The organism is Bradyrhizobium sp. AZCC 1588 (genome assembly GCF_036924735.1).
GTDB lineage: Bacteria > Pseudomonadota > Alphaproteobacteria > Rhizobiales > Xanthobacteraceae > Bradyrhizobium.
Genome location: NZ_JAZHSC010000001.1, coordinates 25,136 through 50,509 on the forward strand (window position 1 = coordinate 25,136; position 25,374 = coordinate 50,509).

21 protein-coding genes and 1 pseudogene are annotated in these 25,374 nt (G+C 63.5%); 6 read left to right on the forward strand and 16 right to left on the reverse strand.

Annotated features, from left to right (window positions below; all coding sequences use genetic code 11):
- Positions 1-18: 18 nt before the first annotated feature.
- The 4 genes from guaB to V1277_RS00110 all read right to left on the reverse strand — a co-directional run bounded on the left by guaB (position 19) and on the right by V1277_RS00110 (position 2,758).
- Positions 19-1,509 carry an IMP dehydrogenase gene (gene guaB, locus V1277_RS00095; protein ID WP_334375938.1) on the reverse strand — a complete coding sequence of 497 codons (1,491 nt, stop codon included), beginning with the start codon at positions 1,507-1,509 and terminating at the stop codon, positions 19-21.
- A 222-nt stretch (positions 1,510-1,731) separates the two neighbouring features.
- A complete protein-coding gene (locus V1277_RS00100) occupies positions 1,732-1,980 on the reverse strand; it encodes a hypothetical protein (protein ID WP_334414524.1) in 249 nt (82 codons plus the stop codon).
- Between the two features lie 117 nt (positions 1,981-2,097).
- Positions 2,098-2,508 carry a helix-turn-helix transcriptional regulator gene (locus V1277_RS00105; RefSeq protein WP_334414525.1) on the reverse strand — a complete coding sequence of 137 codons (411 nt, stop codon included), beginning with the start codon at positions 2,506-2,508 and terminating at the stop codon, positions 2,098-2,100.
- Positions 2,509-2,515: 7 nt separating this feature from the next.
- Positions 2,516-2,758 carry a type II toxin-antitoxin system RelE family toxin gene (locus V1277_RS00110; protein WP_334414526.1) on the reverse strand — a complete coding sequence of 81 codons (243 nt, stop codon included), beginning with the start codon at positions 2,756-2,758 and terminating at the stop codon, positions 2,516-2,518.
- Between the two features lie 213 nt (positions 2,759-2,971).
- Between V1277_RS00110 and V1277_RS00115 the strand changes: the two genes are divergently transcribed.
- Positions 2,972-4,450, forward strand: coding sequence for a DHA2 family efflux MFS transporter permease subunit (locus tag V1277_RS00115; protein WP_334414527.1), 1,479 nt, complete (start codon positions 2,972-2,974; stop codon positions 4,448-4,450).
- A gap of 108 nt (positions 4,451-4,558) precedes the next feature.
- Here V1277_RS00115 and V1277_RS00120 read toward each other — a convergent pair whose 3' ends face one another.
- A complete protein-coding gene (locus tag V1277_RS00120) occupies positions 4,559-5,557 on the reverse strand; it encodes a Crp/Fnr family transcriptional regulator (protein ID WP_334414528.1) in 999 nt (332 codons plus the stop codon).
- A gap of 133 nt (positions 5,558-5,690) precedes the next feature.
- Positions 5,691-6,374 carry an RlmE family RNA methyltransferase gene (locus V1277_RS00125; protein WP_334414529.1) on the reverse strand — a complete coding sequence of 228 codons (684 nt, stop codon included), beginning with the start codon at positions 6,372-6,374 and terminating at the stop codon, positions 5,691-5,693.
- A 534-nt stretch (positions 6,375-6,908) separates the two neighbouring features.
- On the opposite strand from V1277_RS00125, the gene V1277_RS00130 reads away from it, so the two are divergent.
- Positions 6,909-7,538: a phasin family protein gene (locus V1277_RS00130; RefSeq protein ID WP_334414531.1), complete on the forward strand. Its 630-nt coding sequence runs from the start codon at positions 6,909-6,911 to the stop codon at positions 7,536-7,538.
- An 85-nt stretch (positions 7,539-7,623) separates the two neighbouring features.
- Here V1277_RS00130 and V1277_RS00135 read toward each other — a convergent pair whose 3' ends face one another.
- A complete protein-coding gene (locus V1277_RS00135; RefSeq protein ID WP_334414532.1) occupies positions 7,624-8,667 on the reverse strand; it encodes a Ppx/GppA phosphatase family protein in 1,044 nt (347 codons plus the stop codon).
- 219 nt (positions 8,668-8,886) lie between these two features.
- Here V1277_RS00135 and V1277_RS00140 point away from each other — a divergent pair, with 219 nt between their 5' ends.
- Complete coding sequence (locus tag V1277_RS00140; protein ID WP_334414533.1) at positions 8,887-11,262, forward strand: xanthine dehydrogenase family protein molybdopterin-binding subunit; 2,376 nt, start codon at positions 8,887-8,889, stop codon at positions 11,260-11,262.
- An 11-nt stretch (positions 11,263-11,273) separates the two neighbouring features.
- On the opposite strand, the gene V1277_RS00145 is transcribed toward V1277_RS00140, so the two are convergent.
- Positions 11,274-12,068 (reverse strand): hypothetical protein, encoded by a 795-nt coding sequence (locus tag V1277_RS00145; protein ID WP_334414534.1) that lies wholly within the window; start codon positions 12,066-12,068, stop codon positions 11,274-11,276.
- A 149-nt stretch (positions 12,069-12,217) separates the two neighbouring features.
- On the opposite strand from V1277_RS00145, the gene V1277_RS00150 reads away from it, so the two are divergent.
- From V1277_RS00150 to V1277_RS00160, 3 genes are all read left to right on the forward strand, one after another.
- Complete coding sequence (locus V1277_RS00150; RefSeq protein WP_334414535.1) at positions 12,218-12,712, forward strand: YaiI/YqxD family protein; 495 nt, start codon at positions 12,218-12,220, stop codon at positions 12,710-12,712.
- Positions 12,713-12,715: 3 nt separating this feature from the next.
- A complete protein-coding gene (locus tag V1277_RS00155; protein ID WP_334414536.1) occupies positions 12,716-14,530 on the forward strand; it encodes an ABC-F family ATP-binding cassette domain-containing protein in 1,815 nt (604 codons plus the stop codon).
- Positions 14,531-14,647: 117 nt separating this feature from the next.
- Positions 14,648-15,730, forward strand: a complete 1,083-nt coding sequence (locus tag V1277_RS00160; protein ID WP_334414537.1) for a D-TA family PLP-dependent enzyme — start codon at positions 14,648-14,650, stop codon at positions 15,728-15,730.
- 100 nt (positions 15,731-15,830) lie between these two features.
- Here V1277_RS00160 and V1277_RS00165 read toward each other — a convergent pair whose 3' ends face one another.
- From V1277_RS00165 to V1277_RS00200, 8 genes and pseudogenes are all read right to left on the reverse strand, one after another.
- Positions 15,831-17,066: an NAD(P)/FAD-dependent oxidoreductase gene (locus V1277_RS00165; protein WP_334414538.1), complete on the reverse strand. Its 1,236-nt coding sequence runs from the start codon at positions 17,064-17,066 to the stop codon at positions 15,831-15,833.
- Positions 17,067-17,246: 180 nt separating this feature from the next.
- A complete protein-coding gene (locus tag V1277_RS00170; RefSeq protein WP_334368333.1) occupies positions 17,247-18,164 on the reverse strand; it encodes an SDR family NAD(P)-dependent oxidoreductase in 918 nt (305 codons plus the stop codon).
- 310 nt (positions 18,165-18,474) lie between these two features.
- A pseudogene (locus tag V1277_RS00175) lies at positions 18,475-18,955 on the reverse strand (MaoC family dehydratase).
- A 4-nt stretch (positions 18,956-18,959) separates the two neighbouring features.
- Entirely contained in the window at positions 18,960-20,690 is a 1,731-nt protein-coding gene (locus V1277_RS00180; protein WP_334414540.1) for an AMP-binding protein, read from the reverse strand.
- A gap of 10 nt (positions 20,691-20,700) precedes the next feature.
- A complete protein-coding gene (gene mmsB / locus V1277_RS00185) occupies positions 20,701-21,588 on the reverse strand; it encodes a 3-hydroxyisobutyrate dehydrogenase (RefSeq protein ID WP_334414541.1) in 888 nt (295 codons plus the stop codon).
- A gap of 32 nt (positions 21,589-21,620) precedes the next feature.
- Positions 21,621-22,694 carry an enoyl-CoA hydratase/isomerase family protein gene (locus V1277_RS00190; protein ID WP_334414542.1) on the reverse strand — a complete coding sequence of 358 codons (1,074 nt, stop codon included), beginning with the start codon at positions 22,692-22,694 and terminating at the stop codon, positions 21,621-21,623.
- The gene (locus V1277_RS00195) at positions 22,691-23,836 is read right to left on the reverse strand and encodes an isobutyryl-CoA dehydrogenase (RefSeq protein WP_334414543.1); all 1,146 of its coding nucleotides are present in this window, start codon (positions 23,834-23,836) and stop codon (positions 22,691-22,693) included. Before V1277_RS00195 ends, V1277_RS00190 begins: the two co-directional genes overlap by 4 nt.
- Before the next feature lie 19 nt (positions 23,837-23,855).
- Positions 23,856-25,352 (reverse strand): CoA-acylating methylmalonate-semialdehyde dehydrogenase, encoded by a 1,497-nt coding sequence (locus tag V1277_RS00200; RefSeq protein WP_334414545.1) that lies wholly within the window; start codon positions 25,350-25,352, stop codon positions 23,856-23,858.
- Between the last annotated feature and the right edge of the window lie 22 nt (positions 25,353-25,374).

Consider the following 25,374-nt stretch of genomic DNA (forward strand, 5'->3'; position numbering starts at 1 on the left):
TGACGGCGCGTGTCGAAACTACGCCCCGCCCGGATAATTCGGGCTCTCCCGCGTGATCGTCACGTCGTGGACGTGGCTTTCGCGCAGGCCCGCGCCGGTGATGCGGACGAACTGAGCCTTGGCGTGGAATTCGGCAAGGTTGCGTGCGCCGACATAGCCCATCGCGGCGCGCAGGCCGCCGGCGAGCTGGTGCATGACGTTGGCGACCGGGCCTTTGTAGGGCACCTGGCCCTCGATGCCTTCGGGCACGAGTTTCAGCGTGTCCTTGATGTCCTGCTGGAAATAGCGGTCGGCCGAGCCGCGCGCCATCGCACCGACCGACCCCATGCCGCGATAGGCCTTGTAGGAGCGCCCCTGCCACAGAAACACTTCACCGGGCGTCTCGTCGGTGCCGGCGAGCAGCGAACCGACCATGGCGATGTCGGCACCCGCGGCAAGCGCTTTGGCCAGATCGCCGGAATATTTGATGCCGCCATCGGCAATCACGGGCACGTCGGCCTTCTTCGCCGCTTCCACCGCATCCATGATCGCGGTGAGCTGCGGCACGCCGACGCCGGCGACGATGCGTGTGGTGCAGATCGAGCCCGGGCCAATACCGACCTTGATCGCGTCGGCGCCCGCGTCGATCAGCGCCTGCGCGCCCTCTTTCGTTGCGATGTTGCCGGCAATCACCTGCACCGCGTTGGAAAGCCGTTTGATGCGATTGACCGCGTCGAGCACCCGCGAGGAATGGCCGTGTGCGGTGTCGACCACGATCAGGTCGACGCCGGCATCGATCAGCCGCTCGGTGCGCTCAAAGCCACCCTCGCCGACCGTGGTCGCGGCAGCCACACGCAGGCGGCCATGCTCGTCCTTGCAGGCGAGCGGATGCGCAACCGCCTTTTCCATGTCCTTGACGGTGATCAGCCCGACGCAGCGGTACTGGTCGTCGACAACGAGCAATTTCTCGATGCGGTGCGTGTGCAGCATCCGCTTCGCCTCGTCCTGGCTGACGTCTTCGCGAACCGTGACGAGGTTCTCATGCGTCATCAGCTCCGAGACCTTTTGCTTGGGATTGGTCGCAAAGCGGACGTCGCGGTTGGTGAGAATGCCGATCAGCTTGCCGGGCGAATTCTTGCCGGCGCCGGTGACGACGGGAATGCCGGAAAAGCCGTGGTCCTTCATCAGCGCCAGCGCGTCCGACAGCATCGCATCGGGACCGATGGTCAGCGGATTGACCACCATTCCGGATTCATACTTCTTGACCTGCCGCACCTGGGCAGCCTGCCCTTCCGGATCGAAGTTGCGGTGGATGACGCCGACGCCGCCGGATTGCGCCATCGCGATCGCCATGCGCGCTTCGGTGACCGTGTCCATCGCCGACGCGATAATCGGAATGTTCAGCGGAATCGCGCGGGTCACGTAGGAGCGGATATCAGCCTCCGAGGGCAAGATATCCGAGAGACCGGGTTTCAGAAGCACATCGTCGAACGTGAAGGCTTCACGGATACCCTGAAGGCCCTGCGCCATTGCCAACTCCTTTCGGCGGCTCGCCGCCGCGATCAGTTCTATGGATGAACGCCGCCTTCGGCGATGCTACCGGCATCGCCGTCGAATCGAAGCCCATCGGTGGGGTTGACGGTGGTCGATAGCATGGCAGCACGCCGAATCAAAGCGTTTGACGGCTATGCACAGACTTTTCGGGAAACGCCGCAATCCCAAGGGCTTAGGGGAAGAGCTTACGGCAAGGCCTTACGGCCGATAGCCCGGCGGCGGCCCGTGCTGGCGGATCGCCTCCACCATCTCGCGGTGCCGGCGGTCCTCCCGCTTCATGTGAACCGCGATCAGCGCATGCGCCGACGGCACCAGGAACAGGACGTGGAAGATCAGCCCGAAAACCAGGCAAAACACGATCAGGACCAGGTTGAAGATCGCCGAAAACGGCTGCCCGTTCAGGAGCAGCCCGAGCGGCGGCAACAGCGCGGCGAGAACGTAGATCATCATGACCTCCAGCGACTGGCGCGGTGCATACCAGCGTCACGCAGGATTTAGGTGGTAGTCCGCCAGGAACAATAGCTGAACCCGGGCAGAGAACCGACGACCTGCACCAACGCCGTTCTAATCGATCAGAAGGTCTATCGGCACACCAAGCGCGCGAGCGAACTTTTTCTGCAATTCAGCGGGTCCTTTGCGCCGGCCGGTTTCGATTTCGGAGAGGTAGTTCTGACTGATCCCGACCGCCACCGCCAACTCACCTTGAATCATGTCGCGCCACTCACGGAGGACGCGTACGGCGTTCTCGCCATTTGCGAGTCGATCGGCGACAGCTTTGGGCAGTACAACTTCCCGCCCTTCCCGGAGCGCACGCACGGAATTGCGGACGACCCGGCCCGCGGCGGCATCCTCCTGAGCCTCAGCGGCTAAAGTGACCAACCGATCATATTCGCTACGCGGCAGCACCGCGAGATCGTCGCCGCCCGGCGTATGAATGAACTGGACGTTGCCTTTTACGGTACCGGCCTTTGCCATAGTGTCCTCACTCGTAAATATCGCGGCGGTGCCCGACGGCGTGAATCGTGATGGTATTGCCCTCGATCGTGAACAAGACGCGCCAGTCACCAGACCGCAGCCGCAGGCCCGACACCCCCTTGAGCGCCTTCACGTCACCGATACCCGTTTCCGCGAACGTTTTTAGCTTGAGATCAATCTGCGCGCGCGTAGTGGCGGTGAGTTTACGCCATTGGCGAACGGCGGCAGAGGTAAACTCAATCTCTTTCACATCCCATGTATCGCATAACGCGATACAACAATCAAGCAATTTCGCATAATGCGATACACGGCCTACGGCCGCGCCCCCAATTGCCGCATTGCGTGTCGACCGGCGAGGATGTCACGCAGGAGTTAGCTGGTATGCCCGGTTTCGCAATGGCTTGTGTGACAGTGGGGTGATACAGCGCCCTCGCCTGCCTCTTTCTTCAATCCCCCTATCCCGATGGACAAGCAACGCCTGATCCCGCTGATCGTCGCCACCGCGCTGTTCATGGAGAACATGGACTCGACGGTGATTGCGACCTCGCTGCCGGCGATCGCGGCTGACATCGGCACCAGCCCGCTGACGCTGAAGCTGGCGATCACGTCCTATTTGCTCTCGCTCGCGGTGTTCATTCCGGCCAGCGGCTGGACCGCCGATCGTTTCGGTGCGCGCATGGTGTTCTCGATCGCCATTGGGGTGTTCATGATCGGGTCGATCGGGTGCGCGCTGTCGCAGAACGTCACCCATTTCGTCATCGCCCGCATCCTGCAGGGCATGGGCGGGGCGATGATGACGCCGGTCGGGCGGCTGGTGCTGTTGCGCTCGATCGACAAGAGCGCGCTGGTCAATGCGATGACATGGGTGACGGTGCCGGCGCTGGTCGGGCCGGTGATCGGCCCGCCGCTCGGCGGCTTCATTACCACCTACTTCTCCTGGCACTGGATTTTTCTGATCAACATTCCGATCGGGCTGCTCGGCATCTTCATGGCGATGAAATACATCGACCCGATCAAGAGCGAGGATCCCGAGCGCTTCGATCTCTATGGGCTGGTGCTGGCCGGGATTGGGCTAGCCGGCATCGCCTTCGGTCTCTCGGTCGCGGGTCTCAATCTGTTGCCCTGGCCGATTATCGCCGGCCTGGTCGCGATCGGCACCATCTCGATGACGCTCTATGTCATGCACGCGAAACGAACCGGCTCGCCGGTGCTGGATTTCTCGCTGCTGCGACTGTCCACCATGCGCGCCAGCATTATCGGCGGCTTCCTGTTCCGGCTTGGCATCGGCGCGCTGCCGTTCCTGCTGCCGCTGTTGATGCAGGAAGGTTTTGGGCTGACGCCATTCCAGTCCGGCCTGGTGACGTTTGCCTCGGCCGTCGGCGCCATGGGGATGAAGACGCTGGCCGCACGCATCATCCGTGCGTTCGGCTTCCGCTACATGATGACGGTCAACGCCGTCATCAGCGCGGTCTTTCTCGCCGCCTGCGCATTGTTCACGGTGACGACGCCGCTGTTGCTGATCTTCATCATCCTCGTGGTCGGCGGCTTCTTCCGCTCGCTGCAGTTCACCGCGATCAACACCGTCGCCTATGCCGAGGTCGAGCCGGCGCAGATGAGCCGAGCCACCACGCTCGTCAGCGTCAACCAGCAATTGGCGATATCGGCAGGCGTCGCCGTGGGCGCGTTCTCGGTGGAATCGACCATGCTGTACCAGCATATCACGGAGCTGAGTGCCGGCGTATTCCCGCCCGCGTTCCTCGTGGTTGCGATCATCTCGGCGGCGTCGGCATACTTCTTCTGGCAGATGCCCGACGATGCCGGCCACGAGATTTCAGGGCGCAAGGTCGTCGAGATCTCCAGCCGCAAGGGTGCGGAAAAGGCAGCGACCAAGAAGGCCGCCAGCGAAGGCACCGAGGACGCGCGGGACCAGCGGCTGGGGTAACTCACGGCGCGCTTTCACGCCCAAATGCCGGATTTTCCCGTTTCCGCGCCTCGCCGACTATCCTGCACCCGTCGACCGTTGAGGCCCAGCAATCCGGTCAATGACCTCTCAATGACCCCTTGGCCGTTGGCCGGTCGCTCCCCGCGTCGGAGTGCGCTGCCGCACTTCGTCCGCATTGGCAGACAGGGAAGCTTCGGCGCCAAGCGGCGGCACTTTCATGTCTTCCGTCAGGACGATGCGATCGATTCTACGGCGCATTAGCTGGTAGCACTCGCATGTCGCCGCTTCGAGCCCCGGCCTGTCAATCTCGATCGAGCCCCGCCGATTGGATCGGATTCCGCCCGACTCGCGCAGCTTGCATACGACATGCGTCACCGTCGGGCGGCGCACACCGAGCAATTCCGAAAGCGTCTGTTGCGTCAACGGCAGGATGTCGTCGTGGGCACGATCGCGGATTTGCAGCAACCATCTTGCCAGGCGGGCCGTCACCGAGTGCAGCGCATTGCAGGCTGCGACGTGCTGGAATTGGGCCATTAGCGCCCTGGTGTGGATTTGAACCGTTCCCCTCAAGGCATTGCTGCGTTCAAGCGCCGCCTGAAACTGTGCCGGCGAAATCTGCAGCGCGGTCCCCGCCACCCGCACCACCGCCGTCAACGGAGAGCGGTAAGGCCCCAGCGTCGTCAGGATGCCCACGGCTCCTTCATTGCCAACGACGGCGGTCGCAACGGTTTGTCCGCTCGGCATATCCATCACGAAAGCGATCAGGCCGCTAAGCGGGAAATGAATCCGCTCTATTGGATCGCCCGACCGCACCAGCACGGCGTCACGCTCGAGGGTAACCAGTCGGAAATGACGCACAAGCAAATCGAGGTCTGCCGGCGGCAACGCAGCTAACAATCGATTGCCAACTCTGGCCCTCTGCTCCATCACGGGAATACTCCTTCCCAGACGGAGGCGCGGCTCGCTTGCAGAAAATTCCCGGCGTTGGGGCTGCATGCGACAAACAGACCGCGCCTGAGTACTGAAATACAAATACTGAGTACTGAAATACGCCGCTACGGGAGAAAGTTCCAGGGATTCGACGCGTGATCCCGCCCAGGACTGCAACCGTTGGAGACGCTGTCCAGTCCTCGCGCCGTCCAGGTTGCAGGAGCCCGGTTCTGATCAGAACCGGGCTCTAGATTTTTGTTTTGACGCGTTTTCTTGACGCGAACCGGTGTCCACTTCGCTGGAAAACGCTCTAGTTGCGGTGCCCTCGAAATCCCGTCGCCAGCACGTAGCGCTCCGAGGAATCCTGCCGGCTCGAGGCCGGCTTGACGTGACGCACGCTGGAAAAGTCGCGCTTCAATTGGCCGACGAGTTCGGCATCGGCGCCGCTTTGAAAGACTTTTGCCAGGAACGTCCCGCCGGGATTGAGCACCTCGGCGGCAAAGGCCGCGGCCGTCTCGACGAGGCCGATGATGCGGAGCTGATCGGTCTTGCGGTGGCCGGTGGTGTTGGCCGCCATGTCGGACATCACAACATCGGCGCGACCGCCCATCATTGCGATCAGCTTTTCGGGTGCGTCCTCGGCCAGAAAGTCGAGCTGCGCGAAATCGACGCCGGGAATTTCCGGCATTTCCAGCAGATCGATCGCGACCACTTTGCCCTTGCCATTGATCGCGCCGACGCGCTTGGCCGCGATCTGGCTCCAGCCGCCGGGGGCAGCGCCGAGATCGACCACGGCGTTGCCGGGCTTGAGAAACCGATACTTGTCGTCGATTTCGATCAGCTTGTAGGCCGCCCGCGAGCGATAGCCCTCCCGCTTGGCCTTCGCCACGTAGGGATCGTTGAGCTGCCGCTCCAGCCAGAGCTTTGACGACAGCTTGCGCTTGCCCGCGCTCTTGACCGTGACGTGCAGCCGTCCGGTAGTGTCTTTCGCCATATCGATACTTGTCTTGAAAATGCCAGCCCGGACCCGGAGCCTGGAATCAGTAGCACGGAAGTGGATACGCATTGAAGCGAGTATGATGAGATCGCCGGACCCACCGTCTCAGCGCCAGCCCCCCGTTGCCATGGAACAGGACGACGCACCGGGCTGCCGGGTCACCCCATTCGAGGCAATGCAGCCGCACGCCATCGCAGGTCGATGAAATTGCCGATCGGTGGGTTCTTTCCGTTCGGCCGTGACCTGAGAACACTATATTCCCAATCACCAGAACAAGGAGGAGACCCCTAAGATGCTTAGGCAGTGGACATTCGCTGAGCCTCGTGCCGTGCCTAGCGATCCGAATTGCGGCGGGTGAAGAGCCAGTCTGCGGCATAAGAGCGACATGTTTGCCGACGTTCGTAAGCAGTCGTTGCGAACCAAGCGAGGTGTGCAGAAAAGATCGGAAGGCTTGGAACGGTCGCACAGCGATTGCGTTGCTCGGGTCGGAGCTGGGGGAGTCATCAACCTGCAATCAGCGGAGAAGTTCAGATGGCCAACCCACGCCAAGAGGAAAAGTCTACCCAAGGCATGGAAGACGCCGCCCGCCGCGCCGGCGAGAGGACTGCCGAACAGACCAGCCGCTTTGGACAAGCTGCAGCCGAGCAGACAACGCGAATCGGACATGCTGCGGCTGAAGCCGGCGAGGAAGTGGTCCGGGCAGGTGCTACCCTATTCCAGCAAAACGCCGAGACGTTACAGAGCACCTGGCGCTTCGGCCTGGATATGGCGACGACCATGATGGGGCGGTCCACGGAGCAACTTGGTCGCTCGCTCGGCCTGTCAGGAGACGGAGTGCAACAGGCAACCGAACGATCGGCCCGCAACGCGCAAACCATCCTATATACCGGCACAACGGCTGCCAAAGTGATGGGCGGCATTTCGCAGGAATACCTGCAGTTAGTTCGGCATCAAGTCGAGACGAACATGGACCGCATGAATGAATTGTGGGCCTGCCGAACTCCTCAGGAGGTTGCAGCCGTTCAGACGGACCTGGTCCGTGAGACCGTGGGTTCTGTTCTGGAGAGCAGCCGGCGGATCGCCGATATGTCGCTCAAATTGGCCGACGATGCCGGAAAGCAGATTAAGCAGAATATGGAAGAGGTGCGGCGCGCCGCCTAGCGCGGACCTGTGACTCAGCTTTAAGGGAAGAGCGGCTGGCTTCGGCCGCTCTTCCCATTTTCGGGCATAGCCGGGAGCCTACGCATCAGCACGGCCGCAGCGCGCCGTCCTCGCGCATCATCTCCACCAGCATGCCCTCGCGCAGGCCGCGGTCGGCGACGCGGAGCCGAGGCAATGGGAAGGCGTCGCGGATCGCGTCGAGAATGGCGCAGCCGGCCAGCACCAGATCGGCGCGCTCGACGCTGATGCAGTTATTGTTGGCCCGCTCCTGATAGCTCATACCGAGCAGCCGCTGAATCACAGCCGTGACGTCGGGACCGTTCATCCAGATGCCATCGATGCGCCGGCGGTCGTAGCGCGCCAGATTGAGATGGATGCCGGCAAGCGTCGTCACGGTGCCCGAGGTGCCCAGCATATGCATGTCGCGCAAATCGTTGCCGTGCTCGGCCGCAAACGGCGCCACATAGTGCGCGACTTCGCGCACCATCCGCGCATAGGATTCCGCCGTGACGTCACGTCCGCCGAAATGCTCGGCCAGCGTGACGACGCCGAGCGGGACCGACATCCACGCCTTGATGCGCGGCACCGCGTTCTGCTCGTCCGGATCGCGCTCGATCCGCACCAGTTCGGTCGAGCCGCCGCCGATGTCGAACAGGATCGCGCCCCGCCCCCTTGAATCAAGTAACGGGGAGCAGCCGATCACGGCCAGGGTTGCTTCGGTCTCGCGATCGATCACCTCGAGCCGGATGCCGGTTTCGCTGGCGACACGGGCACGAAAGCTGTCGGCATTGGCGGCGGCCCGGCAGGCTTCGGTTGCGATCAGCCGCAGCCGTTTGGCCTTGCGGTAGCGGATCTTGTCGCTGCAGATGCTGAGCGCCGCGATGGCGCGCTCGATCGCCGCCTCGCTGATGGAACCGGTGGCGGAAATGCCCTCGCCAAGCCGGATGATCCGTGAAAACGAATCCACCACGCGAAAACCGTCGCCGGTCGGGCTGGCGATCAATAGCCGGCAATTGTTGGTGCCAAGGTCCAGCGCGGCATAGACACCGTTTGCCGTGGCCGCCGCAACCGACCCTGACGGGCTGGCGCAGGCCTCAAGGGCTTCGCGCAGCCGCGTATCGTGGTTCATCAAAACTGTCTTTCCGCAGGCCGCGTCCGGGCCGCCGAAGAAAATCACCGTTCACGGAAACTTTAGCAGCGCCAAGGGGCTACGCAACAACCCATCACATAGGACTATGCCCAATCAGGCGTTGTCCGGGATTACACGGTACGTTATCTGAGCGGGAACCCGCGGAACCAAGAATCCAACAGAAATCCAAGAGAATCCCAAGCATTTCAGGTGTTTTCGATGCAAGATCATACGTCGGCCCCCTCTCTGGACAACGCTATCGCACTGCAAAAATACGGTGTGGGGCAGCCGGTGCGCCGCAAGGAAGACGACACGCTGGTGCGCGGCAGGGGCAAATACACCGACGATTTCACCCTGGCCGGCCAGGCCTATTGCTGGATGGTGCGCTCCAGCCATGCCCACGGAATCATCAGGGGGATCGACACGGCCGCCGCCATGGCGATGCCGGGGGTGCTCGGCGTCTGGACCGGCAAGGACCTCGAGGCCGCCGGCTACGGGCCCTTCGCCTGCGGCCTGCCGTTGAAGAGCCGGGATGGCTCGCCGCTGTTGCAGACCAACCGTCCGGCGCTGGCGACCGACAAGGTGCGCTTCGTCGGCGACCCCGTGGCGTTCGTGGTCGCGGAAACGCTGGCGCAGGCGCGCGATGCGGCGGAGGCCATAGAACTCGACATCGAGCCGCTGCCCGCCGTGACCAACGCGGCGGAAGCCGCAAAGCCCGGCGCGCCGCAACTTTACGATCACATCCCGAACAATGTCGCGCTCGATTATCACTATGGCGATGCTGCCAAGATCGACGCCGCGTTCGCTGCCGCCGCCCATGTGACCAGGCTCGACATCGTCAACACCCGCGTGGCCGTGGTGTCGATGGAGCCGCGCGTGGCGCTGGCAGCCTACGACAAGGCGGCGGAGCGCTTCACGCTGCAGGTGCCGACGCAAGGCGTTTCCGGCAACAAGGTGACGCTGGCAAAAATCCTCAATGTGCCGAACGACAAGGTGCGGATCCTGACCGCCAATGTCGGCGGCTCCTTCGGCATGAAGAACGTCAGCTATCCCGAATATACCTGCATTCTGCACGCGGCGAAGGCGCTTGGCCGACCAGTGAAGTGGACCGACGAGCGCTCGACCAGTTTCCTCTCCGACAGTCACGGCCGCGCGCAGCTCATCCACGCCGAACTGGCGCTCGATGCCGACGGCAAGTTTCTGGCGGTGCGCCTTTCCGGTTACGGCAATCTCGGCGCCTATATCACCGGCGTCGCGCCGGGGCCGCTGTCGCTCAACACCGGCAAAAACCTCGCCAGCGTCTACCGCACGCCGCTGCTTGGCGTCGACATCAAGACGGTTTTGACCAACACCACGCTGATGGGCGCCTATCGCGGTGCCGGCCGGCCCGAGGCGAACTACTACATGGAGCGGCTGATCGACCGCGCCGCCGACGAGATGGGCATCAACCGGCTGACGCTGCGCAAGCGCAACTTCATCAAGCCGTCGCAACTGCCGTTCGCGGCGGCTTCTGGCGTCACCTATGACAGCGGCGACTTTGCAGGCGTCTTCAACAAGGCGCTGGAGATTTCCGACCACGCCAATTTTGCCAAGCGCAAGAAGGAGAGCAGGAAGAACGGCAAGCTCCGCGGCATCGCCGTTGGGTCGTATCTGGAAGTCACCGCGCCGCCGAGCGGCGAACTCGGCAAGATCACCTTCGAGCCGGACGGTTCAGTGAAGCTGACCACCGGCACGCTTGATTACGGCCAGGGCCACGCCACGCCGTTCGCCCAGGTGCTGTCGGCGCAGCTCGGCGTTCCCTTCGAAAAAATCACTATCGAGCAGAACGACAGCGATCTCGTCCGCTTCGGCAACGGCACCGGCGGCTCGCGCTCGATCACGGCGACCGGCCAGGCGATCGTGGAGGCCTCCGCGCTCGTGATCGCAAAGGGCAAGCAGGCGGCCGCGCATCTGATGGAAGCGTCCGAAGGCGACATCGAATTTTCCAATGGCCGCTTCACCATCGCGGGCACCGACCGCTCGATCGGCATCATGGATCTGGCGAAGCGCCTGCGTGATGGCAAGATGCCCGAAGGCGTGCCGCCGTCGCTCGACGTCGACCATGCCACCAAGGACACGCCGTCCACCTTCCCCAACGGCTGCCATGTCGCGGAAGTGGAAATCGATCCCGAAACCGGTGTCGTGAAGATCATCCGCTATTTCGCCGTCAATGATTTCGGTACCGTGGTCAATCCGATGATCGTCGCCGGCCAGTTGCATGGCGGAGTCGCGCAGGGCATCGGGCAGGCGCTGATGGAACAGGTCAGCTACGATGCCAGCGGCCAGCCGATCACGGGCTCATTCATGGATTACGCGCTGCCGCGGGCCGAAGATATTCCGCCGATGGAGATCGGCGACCACCCCTCGCCGGCAAAATCCAATCCGCTGGGCACCAAAGGCTGCGGCGAAGCCGGCTGCGCCGGCAGCCTCGTCTGCATCGTCAACGCGGTGATCGACGCGCTGTCGGATTACGGCATCACCCATATCGACATGCCGCTGACACCGGAACGGGTGTGGCAGGCGATTCTGGATGCAAAGGCGAAGGCGGCGGCGTAGGGCGGCGCGCCCTACGCCGCTGCCTGCTCGCGCGGCTGGTAGATCGCGACGTGGTTACAATGCGCCAGCGGCGTCCTGCCGTTGCCGACGACCAGCGCGTCGAGCTCGACGAAACGGTGGCCCTTCTTGTCGTAATTGCCGACCACCTTCGCACGCGCGGTGATGACGTCGCCGGCCTTCACCGCTGACAGCAGTTGCATGCGGCTGCCGACATGAATCCACGGGCCCAGGATGGCGTTATCGACCAGCACCCGGTTCATCACCCGCTGCAGCAGGCCGGGATGACCGAGACCTTCCGTGGCGTAGATCGGATCGGTTTCCCTGACGTCGGCGAGATATCCCGCGGCCGCTTCGCCTGCCCAGTCGCGCGGGATGGTGCCGAGCCATTTGCCGACTTCATAGGAAGATGCGTTGACCGGCTTGCGCTCCGCGACCGCCGCGACTTCCTGGTAGTCTCCGATCGAAACCGCCGGTGCGGAGACCGGCAGGGACGCGGTGCCGGTGGCGCAAAGCTGGCCGCGGCTCTGCACCTCGATCGACAGCACGCCGTTACTTTCGTTCGCCGTCAGCTCCGCCAGTTCGCCGTCATAGACCGGCTTGACGAAACGCGCCTCGATCAGTCCGCGTTCGAGAAAGGCACGGCCCCACTTCATCACCGGCTGATGCATCATGTAGGCCATCACGTCGACGCCGGGGACCAGCCCACCCGAGAATCCGAACCGCTTTGCCACGGTGTCGTCATGCATCTTGTTTTCGGATTGTTTGGCGGTGTTGTAGGCCTGGACGCGATACGGCTCGATGCGCATGCCGGTTTCCTGTTTTTTTGGTTGTTTTCCGCCGGTTATGGTACGCGAAGAATGTGCCGAGGCAAGCGTGTTCCCGGTCCCTGTTTTCCTCGCATTCCGGCATCGAATAGGTTACCACGCGCGGGCAAGAGAACCGCAGTCGAACCGATATGCCTGACGTGAACCCGACCCGCATCTATGTCGATGCCGACGCCTGCCCGGTGAAGGACGAGATCTATCGCGTCGCGATTCGCCACGGCCTGCCCGTCAGCGTCGTTGCGGGAAATTTCATCCGCGTGCCGCAGGATCCGCTGATCGAACGCATCTCTGCCGGTTCCGGCATGGACGCCGCCGACGACTGGATTGCGGAGCGCGCCGGCCGCGGCGACATCGTCATCACATCGGATATCCCGCTCGCCAGCCGCTGCGTGAAGGCCGGCGCCGAGGTGATCGCGCCGAACGGCAAGCCGTTTACGGAAGCATCGATCGGCATGACACTCGCGGTGCGCAATCTGATGACCGATCTCCGCTCGTCCGGCGAAGTGACCGGCGGTCCAAAGTCCTTTGCACCGCGCGACCGCTCGACGTTTTTGTCTGCGCTCGACCAGACCATCCGCCGCATCCAGCGCCTGCGGGCGCAGCAGCCTGCGCCGAACCAGGGTTGAACGATGGCGCCGCCGCTGATCCAGTTGAAGGACATAAGGCTGACGTTTGGCGGCACGCCGCTGTTGTCGGGCGTGGAACTGTCGGTGTCGTCGGGTGAGCGCGTCTGCCTGATCGGGCGCAACGGCTCCGGCAAATCAACGCTGCTGAAAATCGCCGCCGGACTGGTCGAGCCCGACGGCGGCAGCCGCTTCGTGCAGCCCGGCGCCACCATCCGCTATCTGCCGCAGGAGCCTGATTTCGGCGACCACAAGACGACACTGGCCTATGTCGAGGCAGGCCTCGGCCCCGGCGACGATCACTACCAGGCGCGCTATCTGGTCGAACAGCTCGGGCTCTCCGGTGACGAGGACCCTGCGCATATTTCCGGCGGGGAAGCCCGCCGCGCGGCGCTGGCGCGGGTGCTGGCGCCCTCGCCGGATATCCTGCTGCTGGACGAACCGACCAACCATCTCGACCTGCCGACCATTGAATGGCTGGAAGGTGAACTGGAAAGCCGCCGCTGCGCGCTCGTGCTCATCAGCCATGACCGCCGCTTCCTTTCTAACCTGTCGCGCTCGACTGCCTGGCTCGACCGCGGCCAGATCCGGCAGATCGACCGCGGCTTTTCCGCATTCGAAGCCTGGCGCGACGAAGTGCTGGCGGAAGAGGAACGCGAACAGCACAAGCTCGACCGCAAGATCGTCAACGAGGAACACTGGCTGCGCTATGGCGTCTCCGGCCGCCGCAAGCGCAACGTCAAGCGACTCGGCAATCTGCACGCGCTGCGCGACCAGCGGCGTAATTATCGCGGTGCTGCTGGCAATGCCAACCTCGCGGCCGCCGAAGCTGAAAAATCTGGCCGGCTGGTCATCGAGGCGAAGAACATCGCCAAGGCCTATGGCGACCGCAAGATCGTCGATGGTTTCTCAATTCGGGTCCAGCGCGGTGACCGCATCGGCATCGTCGGCCCGAATGGCGCCGGAAAAACCACGCTGGTTCATCTTTTAATCGGCAACGATCCGTCTGATAGCGGCACGATCCGGCTCGGCGCCAATATCGAAATGGCGACGCTGGATCAGCACCGCGAAAGCCTCGATCCGAAATCGACGCTGGCGGAAGCGCTGACCGGCGGCCGCGGCGACCATGTCATGGTCGGCGGCAAGCCGAAACACGTGGTTAGCTACATGAAGGACTTTCTCTTCGCGCAAGAACAGATGCGCACGCCGCTGGAGGTGCTTTCCGGCGGCGAGCGCGGCCGGCTGATGCTGGCACGGGCGCTGGCAAAGCCGTCGAACCTCCTGGTACTGGACGAGCCGACCAACGACCTCGATCTCGAAACGCTCGACGTGCTCGAGGAGATGCTCGGCGATTACGAGGGCACGGTGATCCTGATCAGCCACGACCGCGACTTCCTCGATCGCGTGGTGACGTCGGTGATCGTGCCTGAAGGCGATGGCCGCTGGATCGAGTATGCCGGCGGCTACACCGACATGCTGGCCCAGCGCGGCGAAGATTTGTCGCGGGAATCTGTCAATGGACCGGCGCCGGTTGAGGAAAAGAAAGAGACCAGAGCTACCGCCCCTTCCGCCGCGCCAAAACGCCGGCTGAACTTCAACGAAAAGCACGCGCTGGAAACGCTGCCGAAAACGATCGCGAAACTGCAGGCCGAGATCGAAAAGCAGCAGAAGCTGCTTGACGATCCCGACCTCTACGCCAAGGATCGCAAGAAGTTCGACGCGGCGTCATCGGCGATGGCCAAAGCGCAGGAGGAGCTGGCCGCCGCCGAAGACCGGTGGCTGGAGCTTGAGGTTTTGCGGGAAGAGATAGAACAAGCGTAATTCGTAGGATGGGTGGAGCGCGGCGATACCCATCATGATGCATCGACGGGATTTGATGGGTATCGCTTCGCTCCACCCATCCTACGAGACCATACGGCTTCGAACAGAGATAAGAGCATGACAACGCCCCTCGCCGCAAAAATCGCCCGTGAATACGGCACGCCCTGCGCGGTCATCGACATGGACCGCGTCGAGCGCAACATCGCCCGCATCCAGGTGGCCTGCGATACCGCCGGCGTCGCCAACCGACCGCATATCAAGACCCACAAGAGCCCGCTGCTCGCACAGATGCAGGTCGCGGCCGGCGCAAAAGGCATCACCTGCCAGAAGCTCGGCGAGGCCGAAGTGATGGCGGAAGCCGGCATCGACGACATCCTGATCAGCTACAATCTGATCGGCGAGGAAAAGATGGCCCGGCTCGCGGCGCTGCAGGCCAAGGCCAACATGACGGTCGCTGCCGACAATTCGACCGTGATCGCCGGTCTGCCGCAGGCCGCCGCAGCTTCGGGCCGACCGCTGTCGGTCGTGGTCGAGTGCGATACGGGGCGCAAGCGCGCCGGCGTCGAAACGCCGGCCGAAGCGATTGCGCTGGCGCGCGAGATCGCTGGCTCGAAGGGGCTGCAATTTGCAGGCTTCATGCTGTACCCGACCGAGACCGGCTGGACTGAGGCGCAGCAGTTTTTCGACGAGGCGCTGGCGGGCGTCCGCGCGCACGGGCTCGATGCGACGATGGTTTCGACCGGCGGCTCGCCCAATCTGAAAAATCTCGGCAAGCTGAAGGGCGCGACCGAGCATCGGCCCGGCACCTATATCTACAACGACCGCATGCAGGTCGCGGCCGGGGTCGCCGAATGGGACGATTGCGCGCTGAACATCTATTCCACCGTCGTGAGCCGCGCCGGACCGGACCGCGGCATTCTGGACGCCGGCTCGAAGACGCTGACTTCGGATCCCGGCGGCGGCCTCGACGGCTACGGGCTGATCCTGGAGCACCCGGAAGCCAAGATCGCGCGCTTCGCGGAAGAGCACGGCTTTCTTGATCTAGCCCGCAGCAACACGCGGCCGAATGTCGGCGACGTCGTTCGCATCGTGCCCAACCATGTCTGCGTCGTCGTCAACATGATGGACGAGGTGGTGATGGTGCGCGGCGACGAGATCATCGGCACGCTGCCGGTCGCGGCAAGGGGGAAGTTGCGGTAGGCGTGCCCGCGTGTCCTCCGTCATTGCGAGCGCAGCGAAGCAATCCACCTCTCCACTTGCGGCGCAATGGATTGCTTCTCTTCGCTCGCAATGACGGAGGTTAGATTTTACGCTCCAGCCACTCCAACGCGCCGCACCCCGCTGCCATCCCCGTCGCAAACGACGCCTGCAAGAGGTAACCGCCGGTCGGCGCTTCCCAGTCGAGCATCTCACCGGCCGCGAACACGCCGGGCAAGCGGCGGAGCATGAAAGCGTCGTCAAGTTCATCGAAGGCGATGCCGCCTGCGGTCGAGATCGCGCGCGCGATTGGTGACACACCATCAAGCTGCACAGGCACTGCCTGCATCCTGCGGGCGAGATCAGCGGGCGACAGCGAAGATGGCGACATCCCGGATGCTTTGGCGGCCTCCTGCAACAGTCCGATAGCGACGGGCGAGAGATTTGCTGCCTTGCGGAGGAAATTCGAGAAGGACTTTTTGCCTTTTGCGGCGGACAATTTCGCTGTCAGTTCGCCGATCTCCGCGTCGGGACGCAGGGCAATGCTGAGCGTAGCCTGTCCATCGCGCAGGATTGCCTCGCGCAGCTCAGCCGAAAGCGCATAGATCGCGCCGCCTTCGATGCCGATGCGCGTGATGATGGCCTCGCCGCGCACGGTATGCGCTCCAAAGCTCAACGCCACGCCCTTGAGCGGTTGGCCTTCAAAGCGGTCGCGGAAAATTTCCGACCAAGCAACGGTGAAGCCGGAATTTGCCGGCCGGAGCGGAGATATCTTCACCCCTTTTGCCGCTAGAATCTGTGTCCACGCGCCATCCGAGCCGAGCCGCGGCCAACTCGCGCCCCCAAGCGCCAGCACGGTTGCGCGAGGCTCGACGACGAGCGGTCCACCAGGCGTTTCAAAGCGCAGGCGGCCCTGCTCATCCCAGCCGATCCAGCGGTGGCGCAGCGCCAATTTTACGCCCATTGAGTCCAGCCGCCGTAGCCATGCCCGCAGCAATGGTGAGGCCTTGAAGGCTTTCGGGAAGACGCGGCCGCTGGAGCCGATAAATGTCTCCTGCCCCAGTGCCTCGCTCCAGTCGCGCAACGCCTGCGGCGGAAACGCTTCGATGGCGGTTTTCAAGTGCGGCATCGCCTCGCGGTAGCGCGCGAGGAATTGCGGCAGCGGTTCGCTATGGGTGAGGTTGAGCCCGCCTCGCCCGGCCATCAGGAACTTGCGGCCGGCAGAAGGCATCGCGTCGTAGACGGTGACGCTGGTGCCGCCTTGCGCGAGCACCTCAGCCGCCATCAGGCCGGCGGGGCCGGCGCCGATGATGGCGACTTTTTTGGAGTGCGATGACATGGCGAGAGTGTAGCCGGATCGATGGTCCCGTAGGGTGGGCAAAGCGACTTGTCCGCCGTAGCTCAACGAGCGAAGGCGGAAGCGTGCCCACCAATGTTCACCGGCATCGGAGATGCATGGTGGGCACGGCGCGAAGTGCGCCTTTGCCCACCCTACGAATTCTACGACGCCCCGCCCTCGCTACAGCTTGATCCCCGCCCGTGCCGCGGCCTGGGCGACATACTTCTGCGTCTGCTCGAATGCGCCCTGCAGCGCCTTCGCCTTCGACACGTCGTCGATCTCGGCAAAATGTGCCGCGATCGCGTCCGGCGTCCAGTCGGACTGGGCTAAGTTGACGCCCTCAGTCTCGATGATCTTGATCACCGCAAACGAACCCGCGCCCGCGCCCATGATGGTGCGGGTCGGAGCATCTTCGCTGAGGAGATACTCCACCGCGGGCGTGATCGCCTCGGGCTTCATCAGCGCCAGCGCCTGCGGCGGCAGCAGCTCTTCCGTCATTCGGGTGGCCGCGGTCGGCGAGATCGTGTTGACGCGGATGTTGTTCTTGCGGCCCTCCTCGGCCAGCACGTTCATCAGGCCGACCATGCCGGCTTTGGCCGCGCCGTAATTCGCCTGGCCGAAATTGCCGAACAGGCCAGACGACGAAGTGGTCAGCACGATGCGGCCATAGTTGCGCTCGCGCATGCCATCCCACACCGCCTTGCAGCAGTAAAACGTGCCGACGAGATGGACGTCGAGCACCTTGGCAAAGTCAGCGACATCCATTTTTCCAAACGACTTGTCGCGGAGAATGCCGGCGTTGGCGCAGAGCAGATCGACGCTACCCCACTCCTTCGTGGCTCGCTCGACCATCGCCGTGACTTGTCCGAACTTGGAGACATCGGCGCCGTCGGCCATCGCCGTGCCGCCCGCTTTGCGGATTTCCTCGACCACGGATTCGGCCGGCGTCAGCGAACCGCCGGTGCCGTCCCGCGCGCCGCCGAAATCGTTGACCACCACCTTGGCGCCGCGGCTCGCCAGCCCCAGCGCATGCGCCCGTCCCAGACCATTGCCCGCGCCTGTGACGATTGCGACGCGTCCGTCAAACCTGATTGCCATGCGAAATCCTGTTTTTCTTCCCTTCTCCCCTTGTGGGAGAAGGTGGCATAGGCGGCCTTACGGCCGCCGTTCTTCATAGTACAACGCCGACGCGTAGCGTCGGCTACGGCGCCGGATGAGGGGTTCTCCAAGAGACGAGTTCGCGGAGAGAACCCCTCACCCGTCTTCGCTTCGCGAAGCCACCCTCTCCCACAAGGGGAGAGGGTACCGCGGCTCCACGGAGATTGACCATTTTTGAGCAGCGATAGATTGCCGGGTCAACTGGTTTGAAGACGCGCTTCGCGCTTTTGCCCGGCCATGACGGCAGAGGTCAGTTGAAATAGATCAGCCCGATCCAATCGGCGACCAACGCCGGCTTGTCCTCGCCCTCGATCTCGACGGTGACGTTGGTGCGCGACTGCAATTCCTTCGGCTTGCGCAGCTTGGCTTCAACAAGCGAGAAGCGGCCGCGGACCCGCGAGCCGGCGCGGACCGGCGAGAGGAAACGCAGCTTGTCGAAGCCGTAATTGACGCCCATCGACGTGCCTTCGATGACCGGCATCACCTCATACGACATGATGCTCATCAAGGACATCGTCAGAAAACCATGCGCGATGGTATTGCCGAACGCTGTTTCCTTCTTTGCCCGTTCCGGGTCGACATGGATGAACTGATGGTCTTCGATCACGTCGGCATAGAGGTTGATCCGGCTCTGGTCGATCAAGGTGCCACGACGACACGCCGATCTCATTGCCGACCATGGCCTGATAGGCCTCTAACGAGACCGGCGGCTTCTTCCAGACTTCATTCATTTGATTAGCTCTCCAACCCGGCGGTCCGCACCTTCTGCAGCTCCGGGAATTCTTCTTCGCGGAACTCGGCGCCGCGCAACGCATCACTGCGGTTATTATCATGCTCGAGCCGGCGCAACTGCACGCGGCGGATTTTTCCGGAAATCGTCTTCGGCAGCTCCGTCACCAGTTCGATCTTGCGAATACGCTTGAACGGCGCGAGCCGGGTGTGCAGATGCATGAAGATCGACAGCGCGGTCTCGGGCGTCCGTTCTGCGCCCGACACCAGCAGCACATAGGCCTTGGGGATCGCGAGCCGGATCGGATCGGGGCTCGGAACGACGGCGGCCTCCGCAACCGATTCATGCTCCAGCAGCACGCTCTCCAGCTCGAATGGACTGATGCGATAGTCGGAAGATTTGAAGACGTCGTCGGAGCGGCCGACAAAGGTGAGATAGCCCTCGTCATCGGCAAACACCACGTCGCCCGAGCGGTAGAGATCGCCGTCTGCCCCGCCCAATTTGCCGTCGTCGCCCTGGTAGCCCTGCATCAGGCCTGCGGGGCGGTCGGCGCCGAGCACAAGCGTCACCTCGCCCTCCTTGGTGACGTGGCCGTCACTGTCGGTGATCCGCACCCGGTAGCCTGGAAGCGGCCGGCCCATCGAGCCGACCTTCACCTTCTGGCCCGGCGAGTTGCCGGCGAGCGCGGCGGTCTCGGTCTGGCCATAGCCGTCGCGGATGGTTAGCCCCCACGCCGCCTGCACCTGGTCGATCACTTCCGGATTGAGCGGCTCGCCGGCGCCGCAGACCTCGCGCAGGCTGACCTTGAAATCCGCGAGCTTCTCCTGAATGAACAGCCGCCACACCGTCGGCGGCGCGCACAGCGTGGTGACGCCGCAACGGCCGATCGTGGTGAGCAGGGCTTTGGCGTCGAAGCGCGGCTGGTTGACCACGAACACGGTGGCCCCCGCATTCCACGGCGCGAAGAAGCAACTCCAGGCATGCTTGGCCCAGCCTGGCGAGGAGATGTTCAAGTGCACGTCGCCCGGCTGCAGGCCGAGCCAGAACATCGTCGAGAGGTGGCCGACCGGATAGCTGCGCTGGCTGTGCCGCACCAGCTTTGGTTTCGCCGTGGTGCCCGAGGTGAAATAGAGCAGCATCGGATCGTCGGCATTTGTCGGGCCATCAGGGGTAAAGTCGTCCGAGGCGCTGGCGGCCTGTTCATAGGGCAGCCAGCCATCGTGCTTCGATGTCGCGCCGACCACGACGCGCACCAGTCCGTCGCCGCCGAGGCCCGCAAATTTCGCGACCTGATCCTGCGAGGCAACCACCGCCCGCGCCCTGCCACGCTCGAGCCTATCGCGCAGTTCGTCCGGCGTGAGCAGCGTGGTGGCGGGGATAACGACGACACCGAGCTTCATCGCCGCCAGCATGGTCTCCCACAGCGGCACGACATTGCCGAGCAGCAACAACAAATGATCGCCGCGCTTCAGCCCCTGCGCCCGCAGGAAGTTTGCGACCTGATTGGATCGGCGCGACAGCGTGGCGAAGGAAAGTTTCGTCTCCTTGTCGCCGGGATCGACGATCCAGAGCGCCGGGCGGTCCCGGCTGTCAGGATTGCGCGCGAGCTCCGCGTCGAACCAGTCGAGCGCCCAGTTGAATGGAACCGGATCGGGCCAGCGAAATCCCCTCACGGCCGCATCGTAGTCGGTGCGATGCTTGAGCAGAAAGGCGCGCGCTTCCTGGAAGGTCGTCATCAGGTCTCCGTTATTTCGCAGCGAGACTCCTAACGTGCTGGATAATCCCGGAAAAATCCACCCCGCCGTGACCCGCGGCGTCGAAGGCCTTGTAGATCTCCTGCGCGTGCTTGCCGAGCGGCGTCGCCGCGCCTGCAGCCTTCGCCGCATCCTGCGCCAGTGTCAGATCCTTCACCATCAGGGCCGACGCGAATCCCGGCTTATAATCGTTGTTGGCGGGCGACGTCGGCACCGGGCCGGGCACCGGGCAATAGGACGTCAGCGCCCAGCATTGCCCCGATGAGGTCGAGGCGACATCGAACAGCGCCTGATGCGACAGCCCAAGCTTTTCGGCGAGCGCAAAGGCCTCGCCGACCCCGATCATCGAAATCCCTAAGATCATGTTGTTGCAGATCTTGGCCGCCTGCCCCGCACCAGCGCCGCCGCAATGGACGATCTTCTTTCCCATGTTCTCCAGCGCCGGTTTCGCCGCCGCAAAGGCCTTCTCCTCGCCGCCACACATGAAGGTCAGCGTCGCACCCTTGGCGCCGCCGGTTCCGCCCGAGACCGGCGCATCGACCGAGAGCATGCCGTGCTTTCCGGCCAGCGCGTGCGCCTGCTTGGCGCTTTCGACGTCGATGGTCGAGCAATCGATGATCAGCGTGCCCTTGGACATGACAGGGACCACTTCGTTCCAGACCGACAGCACATGCTTGCCCGCCGGCAGCATGGTGACAACGACATCGGCGCCCTTGACGGAAGCGACCGAACTCTCGGCGATCCCTGCGCCGTCGGCCTTGGCCTGATCGCGCGAGGCTTCGACCAGATCGAACGCCGTCACCTTGTGGCCGGCCTTGACCAGATTGGCCGCCATCGGGCCGCCCATATTGCCAAGGCCAATGAATGCGATATTTGCCATCTCGAATCCTCCGCTAAACTTTCTTGTTCTGATCAGGGAAATCTGAGTTCGTCGGCGCCGATCTCGGCGAAATAAGGCGCGACCATTTCCGGCGTCACGTCCTCGATTCTCGGCGGCGACCATTTCGGATTGCGGTCCTTGTCGATTACGGCCGCGCGCACGCCCTCGCGGAAATCGTCGCTCGCGAACACTTCCAGCGCGGCGCGATATTCTCGCACCAGACATTCCTCCAGCGAGCGCGCGTTGCGCGCCAGCCGTAGCAGCTTGAGCGTCACCACCATGCCGCGCGGCGACTTTTCGTTCAGCGTCTTCAGCGTCGCCTGCGCGAAGTCCGAGCCATCGCGCTGCAGCGCCGCGAAGATGTCTTCCATGCGATCGTGGGAGAACAACGCGTCGATCTTCGCCTGCTGCGCAGCTACCGGCCCGGCCGTTTCTCCAGTCGAGAAGCCGTCGATCAGCTTCCTGACGTCAGCCGACGTCGTGCTTGACGCCACCTTCGTCAATGCCTCGCGCAAGGCCGTCAGTTTTGATGACGGCACCACCGCATCGGCAAACTTTGCATGAATGGCATCCGGACCGTTCATGGTCTGCCCGGTCAATCCAAAATACGTGCCGATCTCGCCCGGCGAATGCGACAACAGCCAGGTGCCGCCGACGTCAGGGAAGAAGCCGAGGCCGACCTCGGGCATCGCGAGCTTCGTCTTCTCGGTGACGACGCGATGGCTCGAATGCGCCGACAGCCCGACGCCGCCGCCCATCACGATGCCATCCATGAAAGCGACATAGGGTTTTGGGAACTTCTTGATGCGGGCGTTGAGGATGTATTCGTCGCGCCACAGGATCTTGCCGAGATCGCCCCTGACCTTGGAGCTTTCCCAGAGCGCGCGGATGTCGCCGCCGGCGCACAGCCCGCGCTCGCCCGCGCCTTCAAGTACGATCACGGCCACATCGGGATCCGCCTCAAAGACATCGAGCGCCTTGTCGACGTCGTGGAACATCTCCAGCGTCACGGCATTGATCGCCTTCGGCCGGTTCAGGCGGATGATGCCGACTGAGCCTTCCTTGCGCGCGATCAGGTCGCCGTCTGCAATGGCCGCATCCGTCATCGCGCGCCCTCGATCAGCTTGCGCGACACGATCAGCCGCATGATTTCGTTGGTGCCTTCCAGAATCTGGTGTACGCGCAGGTCGCGCACGATTTTTTCGATGCCGTATTCGCTCAAGTAGCCGTAACCGCCGTGAAGCTGCAGCGCCTGGTTGGCGACCTCGAAGCCGACATCGGTACCGAAACGCTTGGCCATCGCGCACAGCATGGTGGCGTCCGCATCCTTGCGGTCGAGCGCAGCCGCCGCGCGCCATACAAACGTTCGCGCCGCTTCCAGCTCGGTCGCCATGTCGGCGAGGCGGAACTGCAGCGCCTGGAATTCATCGAGACGTTTGCCGAAGGCTTTTCGCTCCTTCATGTAGGCGAGCGACTTGTCGAGCGCGCTCTGCGCGCCGCCGAGCGAGCACGCCGCGATATTGAGGCGGCCGCCGTCGAGGCCGGCCATTGCAATCTTGAAGCCGATACCTTCCTCGCCCAGCCTGTTCTCGACCGGCACGCGGGCGTTCTCAAACATCACCGCGCGCGTGGGCTGGGCGTTCCAGCCCATCTTGCGCTCGTTGGCGCCGAACGAGACACCGGGCGTTTCGGCCGGAACGACAAGCGTCGAGATGCCGCCGGGCCCCTCGCCGCCAGTCCGCACCATCACGACATAGAGGTCGCCGCCACCGGCGCCGGAGATGAACTGTTTCTGGCCGTTGAGGACATAGTGATCGCCGTCGCGTACCGCGCGGGTGCGCAGCGCCGCGGCGTCCGAGCCGGAGCCCGGCTCGGTCAAGCAATAGCTTGCCAGCAGTTCCATGGTGCAGAGCTTTGGCAGCCACTTTTGCCGCTGGCTGTCATTGCCATAGGCATCGATCATCCAGGACGCCATGTTGTGGATCGAGATGAAGGCCGACACCGTCGGACAACCGGTCGCCAGCGCCTCGAAGATCAGGGCGGCGTCGAAACGGGTCATCGCGGAGCCACCGACATCGTCCTTGATGTAGATGCCGCCCATGCCGAGGCCTGCGGCCTCGCGCATCACATCGATGGGAAAATGCTTCTCCTCGTCCCAACGGAGCGCATGCGGCGCGATTTTCTCGGCCGCAAACGCCCGCGCCATGTCGCGAACCGCGATCTGATCCTCGTTGAGAGCGAACTGCATCTTGCTCTCGCTCGCGGGCTTACTTCATCAACGGGATCGAGAACTCCGCGCCTTCCTTGACGCCGGACGGCCAGCGCGAGGTCACCGTCTTGGTCTTGGTGTAGAAGCGGACCGAGTCCGGACCGTGCTGGTTGAGGTCGCCGAAGCCCGACTTCTTCCAGCCGCCGAAGGTGTAGTAGGCGATCGGCACCGGGATCGGCACGTTGATGCCGACCATGCCGACATTGACCTTGGCGGCAAAGTCACGCGCCGCGTCGCCGTCGCGGGTGAAGATCGCAACGCCGTTGCCGTAATCATGTTCGGACGGCAGTGCGAGGGCTTCCTTGTAGTCGTGGGCGCGAACCACCGAGAGCACCGGGCCAAAAATCTCTTCCTTGTAGATCCGCATGTCCTTGGTGACGTTGTCGAACAGCGAGCCACCGAGATAAAAGCCCTTTTCATAGCCCTGCATCTTGAAGCCGCGGCCGTCGACGGCAAGCGTGGCGCCTTCCTTGATGCCGATATCGATGTAGTTCTTCACCTTCTCGACCGCTTCGCGCGTCACCAGCGGGCCGTAATCGGCGGACGGATCGACCGAGGTGCCGATCTTGAGCGACTCCACGCGCGGGATCAGCTTTTCCATCAGGCGATCAGCGGTGGTCTTGCCGACGGGAACGGCGACGGAGACCGCCATGCAGCGTTCGCCGGCCGAGCCGTAACCAGCCCCGATCAGCGCATCGACCGTCTGGTCCATGTCGGCGTCGGGCATCACGATGGCGTGGTTCTTGGCGCCGCCAAAACACTGGCAGCGCTTGCCGGTCTGGGCGGCGCGCTCATAGATGTATTGCGCGATCGGCGTCGAGCCGACGAAGCCGATGGCCTTGATATCGGGGTCGTCGAGGATGGCGTCGACGGCTTCCTTGTCGCCGTTGACGACGTTGAGGATGCCAGGCGGCAGCCCCGCTTCCATCATCAGCTCGGCCAGCCGCATCGGCACGCCGGGATCGCGCTCCGAAGGTTTTAGGATAAAGGCGTTGCCGCAGGCGATCGCGGGCGCGAACTTCCACATCGGGATCATCGCCGGGAAATTGAACGGCGTGATGCCGGCGACGACGCCCAGCGGCTGGCGCAGGGAATAGATGTCGATGCCGGGGCCGGCGCCTTCGGTGTATTCGCCCTTCATCAAATGCGGAATGCCGCAGGCGAATTCCGCGACTTCGAGGCCGCGCTGGATGTCGCCCTTGGCGTCGGGAACGGTCTTGCCGTGCTCGCGCGCCAACAGCTCGGCGAGCTTGTCATAGTCGCGCTGCACCAGTTCGAGGAACTTCATCATCACCCGCGCGCGGCGCTGCGGATTGGTGTTGCCCCATTCGGGCTGGGCAAGCGCGGCGTTTTCGACGGCCGCCCGAACTTCCGCCCTTGAGGCCAGCGCCACCTTGGCCTGGACGTCGCCGGTCATCGGCTCAAACACATCGGCCGTCCGGCCGGACGTTCCCTTGACCTCTTTGCCGCCGATAAAGTGTCCGATTGAGCGCATGAATGATCTCCCTAAGGTCCCG